Consider the following 17,322-nt stretch of genomic DNA (forward strand, 5'->3'; position numbering starts at 1 on the left):
CCGAAAGAGCGGCGTTGGGTCGTCGACCGCCGCAGCCACGACCCAGGGAGCTGCGAAGGGTCCTGCCGGGAAGGTGACGATGGAGGAGGTGTCCCTGCCGCCCGAGGCGGCGCTTCCGAGTGAGCCTGGGCTGGATCTCACGCCCACCGTGGCCACGAACCTGAGGCGATTCCGGCAAGAGCGGGGGCTGTCGCTGGAGCGGCTGTCGCGGGCTTCGGGGGTGAGCCGGGCGATGCTCGGACAGATCGAGCTGGGGCAGAGCACGCCGACCATCAACGTGCTGTGGAAGATTTCGCTGGCGCTGGGGGTGCCCTTCTCGGGGTTGATCAGCGAGGCGGTCGCGCCAGGGACGCTCGTGCTGCCAGCATCGCGGGGGCGGGTGCTGCGGTCGCACGATGGCGGGTTCTCGTCGCGCGCGCTCTTTCCGAGAGACCGACCCCGCAATGTGGAGTTCTACGAGCTGCGCCTCGCGCCCGAGGCGATCGAGCGCGCGGACGCGCATGCTCCCGGCACCACGGAGAACCTGGTGGTTCACGAGGGGTCGGTGGAGATCAGCGTGGGGTCGGAGCGGCAGCGGCTCGATCCGGGCGATGCCATCCTCTTCGAGGCCGATGTACCGCACAGCTACCGGAACGCTGGTGCTGGAGAGGCGGTGATGTACCTGGTGATGACGTACGCGCCGCCGCGGAGCTGATCTCAGCGGCAATCCAGGCCTTCGACCCTCCCAGGGGGGTGGCGTGGAAGGAGGCGAGGGTCCGTTATCGTGGACGGTTGTCCGACATTTCGACGGGAGCGGCTTGCGCCCATCCGTTATAGTGGATATTAGATCTGCTGTGACACCTCGGATCGAGGTCTCTGGCCGGTTTCTCGGCTGGAAGGTGAGGGAGTATGCGAATCGCTTGGATCGGTGGACTCGACCGCAACGAAGCGCAGCTCAAGCGGATGGCGGCGCAGGCCGGACATCGTTTGGATTTTCACAAGGGCGATACCAAGGGGCGTGGGGCCGATGAGCTCCGCTCGATGGTGGAACGCGCGGATCTGGTCATCGTGCTGACCGACGTGAACAGTCACGGCGGCGTGCAGCTCGCGAGGCGCATCTGTCAGCGGTTGGGTCGGGCGGCGCTGATCGTCCGTCGCTGCGGGGCCGCGCAGTTCCAGAACCTGCTCGATGCGCTCGCCGCGCGTGGGCAGCGGGATCTCGCGGCGGCACTGGCGAGCTGAGGTCCTGCTGGTCGGGCAGGGGCCCAGGTGGATATGCTCGGGGGATTCGCCCGGGCGCTGCCGGGCTCTTTGCTCGCCGGAGGCTGCTTGCGCACGTCGGTTCTGGTCTGGCCCCTCGGGACGACTTCCCTCCTCGCCTTGCTGGTCGCTCTGGGGTGCGGGGGAGGCGAGGGCGGTAGCACCTCCGCGGGGCAAGGTGGGGCTGCAGGGGCGTCGAGCGGCACGCAGGGAGGCGGGAACTCGGGCAGTGGAGGGTCGCTCACCTGCACGGGAGCGCCGACGAGCGGGTTGGTACTGGCGGCCAACACCCTCTCTCTCGGCGACGAGACGCCGGAGGCGTGGCGTCAGTTCGGGTTCAACCTCGATGGTCTCGTCGGGACAGGACCTTCACAGAACGCCTGTCAGCCTCAAGGGGGCGCGGCGAGTGCCGAGGTCCACGATGATGGGGACAACGGGATCGACAACTCCTTCGGGAGGAACGTCCTCCCGCTTCTGAGCACCGTCGTCGAAGATGCGTCGGCCGATGTGAACGAGGCGATCCTGGAAGGAGGATCGACGCTGGTGGTCTACCTGGAGGGCCTCGGGAATGCGCCCACCCAGAACATGATCCCGGCGAGGGTCTACACGGGCGCGCAGACCCCTGCGGCGCCCCTGTTTCAGGGCGGAGATTGCTGGCCGGTGGACCCGGTGTCGTTGCAGACGCCCGGCGCGCTCGAGTTGCCCACGATCTCCTATCCGCAGAGTCTCGTCGTCAACCAGGAGTGGTCAGGAGGCGCCGTGGCTCAGGGGCCGCTGACGCTGCGCTTGATGCTCGGAGGACATCCGCTGGTGCTTCCGCTGCGTCAGGTACGCCTGCTCTTCGAGCTGACGCCGACCCGGGATGGTGCAGTGAACGGGCGGCTCGGGGGGATGCTCCTTCTGGAGGAGATGGAGGAGGCGTTCCGTCGGTTTCTCGGCGGCATCGACGGCGCCCTGTGCGACGAGGCCGCGGTGGCGACGTTCCTGCAGCAGCTCCGCGAGACGGCGGACCTTCTTGCGACGGGGGTGCAGGACCCGGATGAGGTCTGTGATGCGATCTCGGTGGGGCTGGGGTTCACGATGGCGCCGGTGAAACTCGGATCGATCGCACCGCCAGTGGCCGTGGACGATCCCTGCGGACCCTGACGGGGCGCTTCCGGCGGCATGCCATGAGGTTCGTCGTCGCGGATGCGCTCCGGAAGGGAACGATCCCGGCAGCCGAGCTTCACGTGTAGCCTCGTGCTTCCGGTGGGGCGCTTCGGAACGAGGTGAGGGGCCAATGAGCGAGAGCAGCGGCAAGAAGGGCGGGATCTTTGCGACGGCGCTCGCCGGCCTCGGCATGGCGCTGGCGCATGGCGCTGATGACTGTGCGCGTATCGGCGCCAGGGGAGCTGCGCTCGGTGGCGCTTCCGTCGCAGATGATGTGGCGCGGGGAGCCGGTCATGGCCTCTCGGGGCTCGGCGACGACGTGCTGCGTGGAGCGGGACGTGGCGCTCCGGGGTTCGCTGACGACGCGCTGCGTGGAGCGGGACGTGGCGCTGCGGCCACGGAGGATGGATGGATCGGTGCAGGCCGGTCAGGGGTCCTCGGTGAGAGGTCGCCGGGTGGTGTTCCGCGCGGCATCGGGGCGGCGGAGAGCGAAGCGGGTGGTGCGCGGCTGGCGCGTGAGCCCGTGTCGGCAGCTTCCCATGAAGATGATGTCCTGGGTGAGTTCGTGCAAAATGGCGTCGATGTGAGCTTCCAGGTGCTGGGACCCGGGCCCGATGAGAGCGACGGGGAGGAGGAAGACCAGGCGGGCGCGAGGCCCGTGGCGGTCGCGAGGCCCGTGGCCGTCAGAGGCGAGGTGGGAGGGCTCTCGCGTGCATGGCCTGCCGACAGTCCTGTGCTCGTGCCTGTCCTGCCGACCACACCCGCAGCGCTCCAGCGCGTCTTCGGACGCGCGCTGTCGGCAGGGGAATCGAGTCAGCTCGCGCGGCTCGCGCTGCCGACAGGCTCCGCTCTCAGCCTCGCAGACCTGCTCGGGAGGCTGACCGAGCGAGCGAAGCACGCTCCGATCGGAATCCTCGCGTATGCAGAGGTCGTGGCGACGCAAGGCCATGCCCTCCGACTACGACTTCCCAGTGGAGACGTGGTGAGGGATGACGCGTTGCATCGCGTGTGTCTCAAGCTGGGGACGGGCTGCGTGGTGCTCGCGTGCGATCCTGCTGCGGGTGCGTCATGCGCGACGGTTGCCCATGCGGTGTGGATGAGCGCCTCGCAAGGCGCGTCGTCCCGGAAGATGACGGTGGAGGGATTTGCCAGGGGTCTCCTCGATGCGCGCAGCAGTGCGGAAGGAGGGCGGGGGCTCACCATCTCTCGCGTCGATCCGTCGTCCGGAGGGCCGCCCAGGGTGGTGCGCAGCCGGCCTGTGACGGGCAGCGTGGAGCAGACTCACCCGTAGGCGCCGCAGGCGTACTATGTTCCGTCCGTGAGGCTGCTTCTCCTGCACACCGGCGGCACGCTCATGATGCGTGGCAGCTCCGGCTCTCCTCCGTCGCACGCATCTCTCGCGGAGCCGGCTTCCGCGCTGCCCGAGGTGAGGCCGCTGGAGCCTGACGTGTACACCCAGGACCTGCTCGCGGAGCTGCCGGTCCTCCGCAAGATCGCTGAGATCGAGGCACGGATTCTGTTCAACCTGGACTCCGCCGACATGCAGCCACGGCACTGGGTCGAGATCGGCCGCGCCGTGCACGAGGGGCTGCCTGTCTACGATGGCGTGGTCATCGTGCATGGGACCGACACGATGGCGTACACCGCGAGTGCCCTCTCCTTCTTGCTTCCGGGGCTGAACCGGCCGGTGGTGCTCACGGGCTCTCAGCGACCCCTGACCGATGTGCGTACGGATGCGCGCACGAACCTGGTCGATGCTTGCCTGCTGGCGACCTCGAACATTCCCGAAGTGGGGATCGCCTTCGGGTCGAAGCTCCTGCGGGGGTGCCGCGCCACCAAGCTCGATGCGTGGGGGATGAGCGCGTTCGGATCGCCCTGCTGTGCGCCGCTCGCGGAGCTCGGGGTGGGGGTGAACCTCGCCCCCCACACCCTGCCTCCGCGACCGCCACAGCCATTCGACGATCGGATAGAGCCGCGGGTGATGGCGTTCCGCACTTTCCCAGGGCTCGATCCTGGGCTCGTCCTTGGCGCTCTGGGGACCGGCGTCAAAGGGCTCGTGGTGGAGGCGTTCGGTACGGGCAACCTGCCCATCCAGGAGAACTCGCTCCTCCCGGTCCTCGAAGCAGCGCGCGCGAGCGATGTTCCCGTGGTCATCGTGAGCCAGTCTCCGCGAGGCTCGGTGGACCTCGGTCGGTACGCAGGAGGAGCGGCAGCCGCCCGGGGGGGCGCCATCGGGGCTGGCGACATGACGGCAGAGGCCGCGCTCACCAAGCTGATGATCACGCTGGGTCGCGCAGGGCGCGGGGAGGCGGTGCGTGCGGCGCGCGAGGCGTTCGCCTGTGCCTGGGCAGGGGAGATGAGCGACCCCTGACCGCCAGATGGTCCGCCGGACCTGGAGGCACATTCCTCTGGGGGATCAGGCCTCGAAGGCGGACAGGGCTGTAATCTGCCCACCAGCCTGTGAACGGAGCGGGGTCAACATCAGCGGGCTCGTCGAGCCCCGCACATCCGCTCAGCGGGTGGCGCCTCTCGTTTCGTCGGGACCCACCGATGGAGTTCGGTCACCGGGTTGGCTCCTGTATCATGCGCGACCATGGAGCTCACCCCAGGCACGGTCATCGCCGGGCGCTACCGTATCGAGAACCGCGTCGGTGCTGGCGGCATGGGCGAGGTCTGGTCCGGCGAGCACATGTCCGTCGGCACCCGGGTGGCTCTGAAGACGCTGCTGCCGGCGGCTGCGGTGAACCACGAGGTCGTCGCGCGGTTCCGCCGCGAAGCCTACTTCCTCGGGCGCATTCGCAGCGATCACGTCGCGCGCGTCGTGGACTTCGTCGCGGACGACGCGGTCGGCCTCGTGCTGGTGATGGAGTACATCGAGGGCGAGCCCCTCTCGAAGATCCTCCAGCAGAAGACGCTCACCGTCGACGAGGCGCTGGAGCTCGGCGTCGACATCGTGACGGCCCTGCGTGATCTTCACCAGGCCAAGGTCATTCACCGCGACCTCAAGCCAGGCAACATCATCATTCAGCGGCGCTACGACGGCAGCCCGCGCGCGGTCATCGTCGACTTCGGGGTGAGCCGCATCGTGAAGGGCAGCTCCGAGGACGAGGAGATGACCGGCATCACCCGCGCCGACATGGCCGTGGGGACCATCGAGTACATGGCGCCGGAGCAGATCCTGAACTCACGCGACGTGACGCCTGCGAGCGATCTCTACGCGGTGGGCGCGCTGCTGTTCCGCGCGCTGGCGGGTCACCACGTCTTCGGCGATCTGTACGACGTCGAGCTCGCGAAGACCAAGCTCACCAAGGATCCTACGCCGCTCCAGACAGGACGCGGTGATCAGGTCGCCAAGGGCCTCGAGGAGGTGGTGGGCAAGGCGCTCAAGCGCAAGCCGAAGGAGCGCTACGACAGCGCCGATCGCTTCCTCGCAGACCTGCTGGCGTTGCGGGACATCTCTCGCGTTGGCGCTGCGGCGCCCCCGGGCGACATGGACCTCGAGGCGACCACGCATGACGTGAAGAGCTCCATCCAGGCCTTTGCGGACACGACCTCCAGCCCGAGCGTGACCCGACCGCGGCTGTCGTCTCCAGGCATGGCGATGCCCACGCCGCCACCTCCTTCGGGACCGGGGCGCGCGTCGTCTCCGTCGCTCATTCCGGGAGAGGCCATGGCCATGCGGTCGACCCACCCGCCGAGCCGTGGAAGCCTGACCGGAGCCGTGGCTGCGTCGGTGCAACCGAAGCGCAAGGGCGTCCCCCTCGTGGCCACGCTGGCGCTGGTGCTGGTCGCCCTGGCCGGCGGTGCAGGGCTCGCCTTCACCGTGATGCAGGGAAAGCTGAAAGGGTTCATGGAACCAAGAGCCGAGGACCTGCCCTCGGTCACTCCTGCGCCTTCTCCCGAGATTGCCGCCGCACCCGTGCCTCCTTCAGCGCCCTCGCCCTCTGCTGCGGCCGCTCCTGCACAGGGCGCCAACGCGCAGGACATCGATCTGGATGCGCCCTCCGGAGCCGCCACGGCCACCGCAGAAGCGGCGCCGACCCAGGCACCCGCTGCCACTGTTGCGGCGGCCCAGCCGAACCCGGCGCCGAAGCCGGCTGCGCTCAGCACCACGTCGCCGTCGTCCAAGTCGACCACCACATCTGCTCCTTCTCCCGTCCCTCAGGGAGGCGCGTCGCCCTCCGCGACGTCGACCTCGACGGAGAGTACGCCCGCGCCCAAGCCGAAGCCGGTGCCCTCCGCGACATCGACCACCACGTCGCGCGCCACTGCCACACCCTCGAGCGCGCCGCCCTTCTCGACACCCGGCTTCTGAACCCGGACCGCGACCTGTGGTGATGGGACCGGAGGACGTCATCGCCGGGCGCTTCGTGGTCGAGCGCTTGGCGAGGTCCGGTGCCATGGGCGCTCTCTACCGTGCACGCGACCGCGCGACGGGGGACCTCGTGGCCATCAAGGTGGCGCACCCGTCCACGCAGGTGGCTGCACGGTTCCACCGCGAAGTGCGCGCCCTTGCCCACCTGCAGCATCCCTCCGTGGTGCGCTATGTCGCGCATGGCCTCACCGAGGCAGGCAGCGCCTACCTCGTGATGGAGTGGCTCGACGGGTTCGACCTGGATGCGCGGCTCGAGCGCGGCCCACTCGGCGTGGGCGACACCCTCGGGCTCGCCGAGCACGTCGCCCGGGCCCTCGGCGCTGCACATGCCGCGGGCCTGATTCACCGCGACGTCAAACCGGCAAACCTGTTCCTCGTGGGAGGGGCGCCGGAGCGGGTCAAAGTGCTCGACTTCGGCATGGTCCGTCTCGGCGTATCGGCCTCGGCAACGCGCACGGGCACGCTCCTCGGCACCCCCGCCTACATGGCGCCCGAGCAGGCGCGCGGCGAAGGTGACGTCGACGCGCGGGCCGACGTCTACGCCCTCGGCGCGGTGATGTACGAATGCCTGACGGGCAGACCTCCCTTCTTCGCCTCGACCCTCATGGCGGTCCTCGCCAAGCTGCTCATCGAAGAAGTCCCGCGCGTGCGCGCGATCGACCCCGAGGTGACCCCCGAACTCGACGCTTTGATCGCCCGCATGCTCTCCAAGGACCGGCGGGATCGTCCCGAGAACGGTGCCGCCGTGGCGCTGGCCATCGCAGCGCTCCGCGCAGAACCGATCCGCAAGCCCGTCCCAGAGGTGCTCGCCTCCAGTGCCCTTTCGATATCCGAGAAGCGCCTGACCTGCGCTGTCCTCGTGGGTGAGGCCAGCGTGTACGAGCGCTCCGGCCAGACCCCCGACGCGAGCGAGGCAGAGGCTGTGAAGATCGCCACATCCCTCGGGGCCGAGGTGCAGGCGCTGAGCGACGGCTCGCTGGTGGCCACGCTCGTGGGACGGGGAGGGCGCGTGAACCACAACGTGCTGGCTGCACGTTGCGCGCTCGCACTGAAGAGGTGCTTTCCGGAACGCCCGGTGGCTCTGACGCTGGGGCGTGCCATCCCCGGTGAACGGCTGGAAGGAAGCGCCCTGGTCACGCGTGCGAGGCAGCTTCTCTCCGAGGCGTTGCACCCTTCCTCACTGGCGCGGTCCAGGGCACCTTCTCCGGTGACCCCGGGTGAGATGGACGTCCAGGTCCACCTCGATGAACGTCTCGCAGGGCTCCTCGATCACCGCTTCGAAGTCACCGGGAGTCCTTCTGGGCCCGTCCTCCGCGAAGAGCTGGAAACACCTCGCCCTGCGCGTGCGCTCCTCGGGCGCGATGTCCGATGCGTCGGACGTGAACGGGAGATCGATAGACTGCTCGGGCTCTTCGAAGAGTGCGCTTCGGAGCCCATGGCGCGAGCGGCGCTCGTCCTCGGCCCTGCGGGGATCGGTAAATCGCGGCTGTATGCCGAACTCGTGCGAGAGCTCGCACGTCGGGGCGCTGCGATCGAGGTGCTCATGACCTCAGGCGATCCGGCGGGGGCAGGCGCACCCTGCGAGGTCCTCGCCTCTGCGCTCCCTCTCCACGCCCGCGTCGGGATCCAGACTTTGCAGCCCGGGACTGCCGATGCTGGAGAGCAGGTCCAGAGCGTCTTCGAGGGCTACCTGCGGTCCGCGTGTGCCGTGCGCCCGGTCCTGCTGGTCCTCGACGACCTCCAGTGGTGCGATGCCCCCACCGTGAGCAGCATCGACGCTGTGCTGCGCCACCTCCACGACAGGCCGTTCTTCGTCCTGGCTCTCGGGCGACCCGAAGTGCGTGAGATCTTCCCGCGTCTCTGGGCCGACCGCGACCTGCACGTCATGCGCCTCAGCGATCTCCCGCGGCGGGCGAGTGAACGCCTCGCGCGCCAGGTGCTGGGTGACGCGGTGCCCGAGGCGATCGTGGGAGAGAGCGTCACCCAGGCCGCGGGGAATCCTTTTTACCTGGAGGAGTTCATCCGCGCCGTGGCATCGGGTCGGAGCACGTCGCTGCCCGATGCCGTGCTCGCCATGGTCGAACTGCAACTGGACGCCGTCGACGCGGAGGCGCGGCGGGTCCTGCGCGCGGCGAGCGTCTTCGGCGAGCGCTTCTGGGAGGACGGTGTCGCTGCGCTGCTCGGCATCTGTGGCTTGCAACGGCCCGAACCGATCCACCTGGGTGGGGCGCGTGGTTGCGAAGCCAGCCCTGTCGAAGAGCAGCTCCAGCACCTGACCAGCGTGGAGATCCTCTCCTCCTGCGTCGAGAGTGCCTTCCCGGAGCACAGCGCTTACACCTTCCGGAATCCTCTCCTCCGCGCTGCCGTGTATGCCACCCTCACCGACGAAGATCGCTGCCTCGGACATCGCCTTGCCGGGGAGTGGCTGGAGGAAGCAGGGGAGGAAGATCCACGCGTCCTCGCCGAGCACTTCGACCACGGGCAAGTGCCCCAGCAGGCGACGGTATGGTACCGCAACGCAGCCGAACGGGCCCTCACGTCCAACGACTTTGCAGCGGCCATCCAGCACGCGGAGAGCGCCGTCCGCTGTGGCGCCGAAGGGCAGGTGCGCGGCGCGTTGATGCTCCTCCAGGCCGAGGCACTCGGGTGGCTGGGAGACTTCGTGGAAGCGGCGCAGCGGAGCGCGGGAGCCATGGACGCTCTGCCGCGCGGGAGCGCCCTCTGGTGTGTCGCCGCAGGTGAGCTGGCCACGGCGAGCGGAAAGGTGGGCGCCGTGAAGCGGCTCCTGGCGCTCTCCGAAGTGTTCCTCGCGCCCGGAGGAGCGGATCCCTTCGGCGCGCAGGCCATCGCCTTCAGTCTTCTGTCTGCGCAGCTCGTTCATGCTGGTCACCTCCACACCGCGGGCGCCTTGCTCGCCCGCCTCGACCGCGCCGAGGCCCAGCAGGCACCCCGTGACCCCGCCGTCGTCGCGCGCATCCACCAGGCGCGCGCCGTCTGGGCACTCGCCAGCGACGACCCCTCGGCCCACCTGCGCTGGACCGAGCATGCCATCACCTGCCTCGAACGCTCGGGCGACGCGCGTGGTGCATGCGACGAGAGGGTGAAGCTCGGCGCCGTGTGGACGCAGTTCGGGGCGCACGAGGAAGCCGAGCGCGCTTTGCGGAGCGCGCTGAGCACCGCGGAACACCTCCGCTTGAGATCCGTCCGTGCACACGCACGGCTCCATCTGGGCGCAGCACTCGCTGGCCTCGGCAACGCCGATGCCGCGCTGGTGGAGGTACGGCTTGCGGCGAGCGAGGCGCTCTCGCAGAGCGACCGGCAACTCCAGTCCCGCGCGCAGCTTCACCTCGCGCTGATCCTCACGGCGGCCGGCGCCCTGACGGAAGGCGAGCTCGCCGCGCGCGCAGCGGTCGGCAGCGCTGGCGCGATGCTACCGCTCTACGCGCACGCGCAGAGCGCTCTATCCTGCGCCTTGCACCGCCAGGGCAGGGCCGGCGAAGCGCTCACCGCCGCTGCAGAGGCGATGCGCGTGCTCCAGGACCTGGGTCGCGTTACCGGAGGGGAGGCGCTGATCCGGCTCGTTTACGCGCAGACGCTCCACGCAGCCGGGGTGGGCGCGCGCGCCAGCGAGGAGATCGACGTGGCGCGCACACGCCTGCTCGCACGCGCTGCGCGGATCACCGATCGCTCCTTGCGCCATGCGTTCCTGGACCGCGTCCCCGAACATGCGCACACTCTGAGCCTCGCCAGCGCGTGGACAGGGAGAGGGGAGCCGTCACGCGACAGCCTCTCCGACGAGCCGTAGATGGACACCAGCGCGTCCCCTGCACGCGTGCTTCCCTGAACGCACCGCTGCACATCGAAATTGTTCACCCGACGGTCGCATCCCCCTTCACGGCGGAACCTGGGCCCGGGTAGCTTGACAGGTGCGATGATCTTCCCGCGTAAGCAGGGAACAACTCGTTCCTGGTGTGCACGTTCAATCCTCCTTGCGGCCCTCGTGGCCAGCCCGACGGCGCTCGCACAAGATGCGGGCCAGGGCTGGGCACTCAGCCGCTTCGAACCGGCACCTGCGGGTGACCGGATGTTCGGCGTCCCCTCCCCCTACACGGCGGGAGAGTTGACGCCTCACGTGATGGTCCTGGCGGACTACGCCCACAACCCCCTCGTCCTTCGGCGTGAGACCGACGACGAGGTGGTAGGTGCCGTGGTCGGTGACCAGCTCGTGCTTCATGTCGGCGCGGCGCTCGCGCTCTGGCGCCGCGTCACCGTCGACGTCGACGTGCCCATCGCCGTGCTCCAGTCGGGTGATGATCCCGCGGCTGGCGGCGTGGGTGTCGCGTCGCCGAGCGGAGGTGCGCTCGGCGATCTGCGGCTCGGCGCGCGCGTGTCGCTGCTCGGCCAGTACCACGATCCCTTCCAGATCGCGGTCGGCGGGGCCATCTGGTTGCCGACCGGCTCGCGGGACGCCTACCTGAGCGACGGCACGATCCGCGCTGCTCCTCAGCTGATCGTCGGCGGTCGCATCGACGCACTGGTGTGGTCTCTCGCGGCGAGCCCCCAGTTCAGACCCACCCGCACCGTGCCAGGTGGCGAACAGGGGACCACCCTGCAGTGGGGCGGGGGCGTCGGCTTCCTCCTCGCAGAAGGCAAGCTCCAGGTCGGACCCGAGCTGCACATGGCCCTGGGTCTGACCCAGCCCGACGCGACGACGTTCAACAGCGAGCTGCTCCTCGACGCGCGTTACCGCATCCTGCCGGACATCGAGGCTGGCATCGGTCTCGGACCAGGTCTCACCGGCGCCGCGGGGACGCCCGACTTCCGCGGCGTGGGGATGGTCGCCTGGACCTCGGAGCAGCGGCGCCCGCGCGACGGCGATGGCGATGGCGTCTCCGACGAGCGCGACGCATGCCCCGATCTCCCGGGTGTGCAGAGCGATGAGGCGGCGAAGAACGGCTGTCCAGCGGTGAAGGACCGTGACCGCGACGGCATCGGCGACGCCCAGGATGCCTGCCCCGACCTGCCCGGGGTGCAGAGCGCCGAGGTGGCAAAGAATGGCTGCCCCAGCGACCAGGATGGCGACGGCATCGCGGATGCGCAGGATGCCTGCCCCGAGGTGCCCGGGGTGCAGAGCGCCGAAGCCGCGAAGAACGGTTGCCCCAGCGACCAGGATGGCGACGGCATCCCGGACAGCAAGGACGCCTGCCCGAAAATCCCAGGCCCACCGGACGCGAACCCGCGACACAACGGGTGCCCCAAGGACGACAAGGACCAGGACGGGATCCCCGACGCCGTCGATATGTGCCCGAATGAAAAGGGCTATCCGAGCGAGAAGCTCGATGAATACGGGTGCCCCAAGACGCTGCGCGTGACCGACCAGGAAGTGCGGCTCCTGCAGCAGATCCAGTTCGATTTCGACAGTGCAAGGATCAAGCCGATCAGCGATGAGATCCTCGACGAGATCACCCAGGCGCTCAAGGACCACCCGGAAATTCTGCACGTCGAGGTGCAGGGACATACGGACGAGAGCGGCACGAAGGCATACAATAGGTCGCTCTCTCAGCGCCGGGCCGAGGCGGTGCGACAAGCCCTCATCACGCGGGGCGTCGATCCGGATCGGCTATCTGCAAAGGGCTACGGGAGAGACGTACCGCTCGACAACAACGAGACGGACGAAGGTAGGCAAAAGAATCGGCGTGTACAGTTCAAGATCGTCCAGACGACCACGAGGAAACCACAAAATCAACCGTAGGTCGAGGAGGGGTCGAGATGAATCGCTTCGTGCTTTCTGGGATGCTGGCTATCGGCTGGCTCTGCTCCACGACGGGCGTCGCTAACGCGGCGCCGGGCCTGCGGGTGATTGCCGATCAGGAGGGCGACTTCGCCTTGATCGGGAACACCTTCGGCCAGGACTGCCGGAAGAGCGTACCGAGTCCCCTCATGGGAACGGTGGGTTCCTGCGGCACCAACGGTGACGCGCTGCTCGACTCGGCGCCGGATGCCCTCTGGCGTGCTGACTCCCCCGAGCCCGGCCTCGCCGAGGCGAGCTGGGAGATCACGAGCGATCAGGCGCGCACCTCGGCGATGCTCGCGTTGCCCGACGGTGCGTCCGTCACCCACGCACTCCTCTACTGGGGAGCGCAGATCCGGACGGGCGCCGACACGACCGCCACGCTCGATCGAGAGGGTGGCTTCCACGAGGAGCTGACGGCTCTCGATAGCTGGGAGGTCACGATCAACCTCGGCAAACCCGACGAGGCGCACGTGTACCAGTCGGTCGCGGATGTCACGGCCCTCGTCAAGGAACACGGCGCCGGCGCTTACCGGGTCGGAGGCGTCGACATCCTCGACATCCGCGATCTCGACGACACCCGCACCTTCGCGGGCTGGTGGATGGTGGTGCTCTACGAAAGGCCCAGCATGCCGCGCCGCAACCTGGCCGTCTTCGACGGGCTCGAGCGCGTCTCGCGCACCCACAACCAGACCCTCTCGCTGGAAGGCCTGACGACCCCCGAGGGAGGCCTCGAAGCCAAGCTGGGCATCGTGGGGTACGAAGGGGACGACAACATCGGCGGCGACAGGCTGTACGTAAACCCCGCCAGCGCGTCCCCCGACCCGCGTGAGGCGCTCGGTGACGCGCTGAGCCCCTCCGACAACTTCTTCAACGGTACCCGTAGCTGGCTTGGTGAGCCGGTCTCCGTTGAAGGCGATCTGCCCCAGCTCTCTGGCGGACCCCAGAGCATGCCTGGCATGGATCTCGACGTAATCGACATCTCCTCGAAAGTCAGGTCGGGCGACACGGCCATCCGTGTGCTCGCGACTGCCGACGAGATCGACGGCGATGCCGAGCTCTATTTCATCGGCGGCCTCGTGACCTCCATCGCCCCCGGGCCTGGTGGTTACTTCTCCGGCAGCGGGATGTTCGGCCCATGCGCGACCTCCCCTGGCACGGGTCGCGGGTGGGGTGGATGGCTTGCCGGTATCGCGCTCGCAGGCCTGACCACGCTGCGTCGCACAGGCCGCCGTCGCTAACCGATTTACACCCGCCGGGGCGTCGCCGATCGACGTACCGACACCCTGGCCATCTCTGCCTCAACACCCGACGCGCGGCGCTGCTGCGCATCCCTCATCGCAGGTCGGCTCCTCGGGACCCATGACGATCCCGGGCTGAGCCTTCCTGGACGCGCAGCAGCGATGCAGGGCGCACGCGGCGCCCCCGCACGTCAGCGCTTCAGTTGATGTTGAACGACTTGGTCACGCTGACCGGCGCGCCCGAGAACGGCGGCACGCGCGCCGAGCGAAAGACGCTCGCCACGCAGCCACCGACCGATGTCCCCGCGAAGGGAGCTCCTTGCACCTGCGCCGACGTCACGTTGCCGCTGGGCGCGAAGGTGACCTTCACCTTCCCCGAGCCGGTGGGACCGTCGGGTTTCTTGCACGACTTTGCCGCGCCAGCGGCTCCACCCAGCGCCGAGGTGGCGGCACCGCGGTTGAACTCGTTGCTCCCGCCCTCTGCCGCTGCTGCTGGCGCTGCCGTCTTCTCGGGCGCCGCCTCCGGCTTCTTCTCGTCCTTCGGGGGCTCCTTCTCGGTCGTCTTGCCCGTCCCTTGCGTGCCGGGCGACGTCCCGCGGGGATTCGAGCCTGCCTGCGCTGCTGCCGCCACCGCAGCAGGCTCCGAGCCCTTGTTCTCCTCGGCCGCTGCGGTCTCCGCGGGCTTCGCCTCGGCCGCTGCGGTCTCCGCGGGCTTCGCCTCGGCCGCTGCGGTCTCCGCGGGCTTCGTCTCCGGCTGTGTGGAGGGCTGCGGCGTATCGTTCGACGCGACGGGTTGCACCGGTGGCGAGAACACCCCGAGCGCCGCGGCCGCGACGCCACCCACCACCAGCACCAGCCCGACGACGCCGACGATGAGCCCCACCGGCTTCTTCTTCGGGGGCATGTCGGGCATGCCGTAGGGCGACGCTGCGGGACTCATCCCCATCGGCGGCGCTATCGAGGGGATGTGCTGCGGCGGCGGAGGGGGCGCTTCCATCACCGGCGCGAGCACCGGCGGAGGCGCGAGCATGGGCGACCCGATGCCGCCACCTCCGAGGTTCATGATGTCGTCGAACCCCGCGCGGGCGCCGGTGTTGTTGGGCGGCGGCGGGCGACCGGTGGCTGGGGACGGGCCAGGCCGCATGTCGATCACCGCCTTCTCTCCCTGCGCCTTCACGGCCGTCTCTGCCGCCGTCAACGCCGACAGCGAGAACAGCACCGAGTTCTCGTTGCGCGCGCCCGTCATCCGGTCGACGCCACCGGGTGGAGGCACCGAAGGCGCAGCAGCAGGGCCCGTCCGCGCATCGGCCTGCTCGCGCGCGCCGAATACGTCGACACCGGCGCGGGCACCTGCCCTGCGGGCAGCCGTGGGCACCGCCGCCGCAGCTTGCGGGGGTGCCATGGCCGCGCCGGCCTGGGGTGCGCTGTCCATGACCACCGTGCCCATCAACCCGTGCGCGGGCTCCTGGGCTGCCGAGTGGCCCTGGCCGGCCGCGGCCTGCACCAGCTCGGGGGCGCCTGAGATCGGCACCCAGTCGCTCATCCCATCCTTCCACACGTACGTCTCGGGGCTGAGCGCGCCGCGCGCGACCTCGGCCACGATCTGCGCGGTGGTCATGGTGCGCTCATCGCCCTCCGCCACGTTGACCAGCCACGTGCCCGCGGCCATCGGGGGGGCCGCCGCGGCGCCCGCATGGTTCTCGGAGAAGACCCGGGTCTCCGCGCCGTCATCGGCATCAGCCGGCGCCGCGTGCGCTGGTTGCATGGTGTCGCCTTGCACGACGATCGCCGAACCGCACTTCTTGCACTTGATCTTGACCGTCTTGCCGACGACCTTGTCGTCGGCGATCGTGTACTTGGCCTGGCACGACTCACACGTGATCTTCATTTCGACGTTGGCCCTTCCCGTCCGGGAGTGCGGGCATGGGTCCGACCACCACGCACGCGCTGCATTCTCGCGGTCTGCCTCTCAGCGGAGAATACCGGTTTAGCGTCAGAGCGATCAAGGCGGCGCGCTGCCACGGCCTCCCGGCCTCCGGGCGACCGCGAAAAGCTCCGCCCGGCGGCGCTTCGGTTCGCGCTGTGATCGGCACACGCTCGGCGCGCGAGACCCCTCGTGCTGCCCCAGCTCCGGTCACGCGTTCAGTTGAGGGGCACGAGTTGCGCCCCATCCTTCCCACAGAACATCGCCTCGCCTGGGTAGTGCCCACCGCAAATCGGGCAAACTTTCCCGCGCTCCTTCGGAACGACGGCCAGAGCGGCCCGGGGGGTTGCTGAGCGTATCGGCCTTTCCCCGCTCGCATCGCCCGGTGCGATCACCTCACTCCTGGCGTTCAGGTCTTCCGCGACCTCTCCCGCCTCTTCCTCCCCACCTGCGGTCGTGCCGCCGCCCATCTCCTCTTCACCCTCGACCTCGCCTTCGACCTCACCTTCGACTCCCGGCGTCCGCCGTCGCCCCTTGCCGCGACGGAGCACCACCAGCCCGGCGAACCCCAGGCAGGCCGCCACCCCGATCACGATCACCAGGAACGTCCGCTTCCGATCGGGCGCCGCGCTCTCTCCCACCGCGGCCCGCCCTCCCAGGGTGCCCGCGGCGATGCCCACCACGACCGCCTCCTCGCTCTCTCCGGAGGGCCCGAGCCCGCGCTCTGCGCGCAGCACACCGAACTTTTCCGGGAGCACCACCTCCACGCGCACGGTCACCGCGCGTCCCCCGGCCGCCGCCGAGACCCCCAGCTCACCCTCGGGCGCCCCGAGCGCCACCATGAGCTTGCCGCCGGCGTCGATGGTGCTGAACGCCGCGAGCGGGCCTGGCACGATCGACCAGAGTGGCTTCACCGGCAGCGCGCACCCCGCGCTGTCCATCACCACCGCGCGGAGCTGGAACCTCTCGCCCGGGCGCATCAGCTTCCGTGACGGCGTGACTTCCAGCCGCGACGGTTCTCCGGGATCCGTGCAGGTGCGTGGCGTGGCCGGCTTCGCCTCCGTGGGGACTGCCGCGCCCACGGCGTTCACGGCCGACGCCGCCGATGACGCCGTGGGAGCTGCCGTGGATGCACCGGACGCCGCGCCCGCATCCGCCGTGCCTGCATCCGCAGAGCCCGCCGCCGCAGGTGCTTCCTCCTCGCGCTGGAGCAGCGCATAGGAGCGGGAGCGCGTGACCTTCGCCGAGCAGGTCGTCCCTTCGAGCGTCACCTCGTACTGCCCCGTCTCGGTCATGGTGATCGACGTGTCCGTGGCCTGCGTCGTGGTCACCACCACCGCGCGTCGCGCATCACCGGTCCCCGTCGCGCAGCGCGTCCGCCAGGCCCGCGCCGTGCCGGAGGCAGAGTGGCTGGCCCGCGACAGCCCTGGCGTCTGCTCCCAGCACGCCCCGGTGTTCCAGGCCCGGCCTGCACCCGAGATCAGAAGCTCCGCGCCCTGCTGACGGATCTGCACCGTCCCTCCCGCGCCGCCGTGGGACGCCGGCTTCGGCCCGCACGCCTCTCCCCACGCGCTCATGTCCCACTGCTCCGAGACGGCGCTCG

General features: G+C 69.5%; 11 protein-coding genes. 9 read left to right on the forward strand and 2 right to left on the reverse strand.

Annotation, left to right across the window (positions count from 1 at the left end):
- Positions 1-79: 79 nt before the first annotated feature.
- The 9 genes from CAP_RS11150 (at position 80) to CAP_RS11190 (ending at position 13,795) form a co-directional block, all read left to right on the forward strand.
- Entirely contained in the window at positions 80-694 is a 615-nt protein-coding gene (locus CAP_RS11150; RefSeq protein ID WP_044239825.1) for a helix-turn-helix domain-containing protein, read from the forward strand.
- A gap of 194 nt (positions 695-888) precedes the next feature.
- Entirely contained in the window at positions 889-1,221 is a 333-nt protein-coding gene (locus tag CAP_RS11155; protein WP_044239603.1) for a DUF2325 domain-containing protein, read from the forward strand.
- A gap of 87 nt (positions 1,222-1,308) precedes the next feature.
- On the forward strand, positions 1,309-2,385 hold the full coding sequence (locus CAP_RS54930; RefSeq protein ID WP_156040687.1) for a hypothetical protein: 1,077 nt from the start codon (positions 1,309-1,311) through the stop codon (positions 2,383-2,385).
- 133 nt (positions 2,386-2,518) lie between these two features.
- The gene (locus tag CAP_RS11165; protein WP_044239608.1) at positions 2,519-3,679 is read left to right on the forward strand and encodes a hypothetical protein; all 1,161 of its coding nucleotides are present in this window, start codon (positions 2,519-2,521) and stop codon (positions 3,677-3,679) included.
- Positions 3,680-3,706: 27 nt separating this feature from the next.
- Positions 3,707-4,759: an asparaginase gene (locus CAP_RS11170; protein WP_052374795.1), complete on the forward strand. Its 1,053-nt coding sequence runs from the start codon at positions 3,707-3,709 to the stop codon at positions 4,757-4,759.
- 222 nt (positions 4,760-4,981) lie between these two features.
- Positions 4,982-6,703 (forward strand): serine/threonine-protein kinase, encoded by a 1,722-nt coding sequence (locus CAP_RS11175; RefSeq protein WP_044239611.1) that lies wholly within the window; start codon positions 4,982-4,984, stop codon positions 6,701-6,703.
- An 85-nt stretch (positions 6,704-6,788) separates the two neighbouring features.
- Positions 6,789-10,568: a serine/threonine-protein kinase gene (locus tag CAP_RS11180; RefSeq protein ID WP_197041126.1), complete on the forward strand. Its 3,780-nt coding sequence runs from the start codon at positions 6,789-6,791 to the stop codon at positions 10,566-10,568.
- A 195-nt stretch (positions 10,569-10,763) separates the two neighbouring features.
- Positions 10,764-12,515, forward strand: a complete 1,752-nt coding sequence (locus CAP_RS11185) for an OmpA family protein (RefSeq protein WP_231511319.1) — start codon at positions 10,764-10,766, stop codon at positions 12,513-12,515.
- 17 nt (positions 12,516-12,532) lie between these two features.
- Positions 12,533-13,795 (forward strand): hypothetical protein, encoded by a 1,263-nt coding sequence (locus CAP_RS11190; RefSeq protein ID WP_044239615.1) that lies wholly within the window; start codon positions 12,533-12,535, stop codon positions 13,793-13,795.
- Between the two features lie 199 nt (positions 13,796-13,994).
- Here the strand turns inward: CAP_RS11190 and CAP_RS11195 are convergent, their stop codons facing one another.
- Complete coding sequence (locus CAP_RS11195) at positions 13,995-15,683, reverse strand: zinc-ribbon domain-containing protein (RefSeq protein ID WP_044239616.1); 1,689 nt, start codon at positions 15,681-15,683, stop codon at positions 13,995-13,997.
- A gap of 254 nt (positions 15,684-15,937) precedes the next feature.
- Positions 15,938-17,296 carry a hypothetical protein gene (locus tag CAP_RS11200; RefSeq protein WP_156040688.1) on the reverse strand — a complete coding sequence of 453 codons (1,359 nt, stop codon included), beginning with the start codon at positions 17,294-17,296 and terminating at the stop codon, positions 15,938-15,940.
- Between the last annotated feature and the right edge of the window lie 26 nt (positions 17,297-17,322).

Origin of the sequence: Chondromyces apiculatus DSM 436, from assembly GCF_000601485.1 — a bacterium.
Classification (GTDB): domain Bacteria; phylum Myxococcota_A; class Polyangia; order Polyangiales; family Polyangiaceae; genus Chondromyces; species Chondromyces apiculatus.

What these genes read in the sequence shown, in the direction of transcription:
- CAP_RS11165 (WP_044239608.1), top strand. Translation starts at nt 2,519, where the DNA reads ATGAGCGAGAGCAGCGGCAAGAAGGGCGGGATCTTTGCGACGGCGCTC.
- CAP_RS11150 (WP_044239825.1), top strand. Translation starts at nt 80, where the DNA reads ATGGAGGAGGTGTCCCTGCCGCCCGAGGCGGCGCTTCCGAGTGAGCCT.
- CAP_RS11175 (WP_044239611.1), top strand. Translation starts at nt 4,982, where the DNA reads ATGGAGCTCACCCCAGGCACGGTCATCGCCGGGCGCTACCGTATCGAG.
- CAP_RS11155 (WP_044239603.1), top strand. Translation starts at nt 889, where the DNA reads ATGCGAATCGCTTGGATCGGTGGACTCGACCGCAACGAAGCGCAGCTC.
- CAP_RS11180 (WP_197041126.1), top strand. Translation starts at nt 6,789, where the DNA reads ATGGGCGCTCTCTACCGTGCACGCGACCGCGCGACGGGGGACCTCGTG.
- CAP_RS11200 (WP_156040688.1), bottom strand. Translation starts at nt 17,296, where the DNA reads ATGAGCGCGTGGGGAGAGGCGTGCGGGCCGAAGCCGGCGTCCCACGGC.
- CAP_RS11190 (WP_044239615.1), top strand. Translation starts at nt 12,533, where the DNA reads ATGAATCGCTTCGTGCTTTCTGGGATGCTGGCTATCGGCTGGCTCTGC.
- CAP_RS11195 (WP_044239616.1), bottom strand. Translation starts at nt 15,683, where the DNA reads ATGAAGATCACGTGTGAGTCGTGCCAGGCCAAGTACACGATCGCCGAC.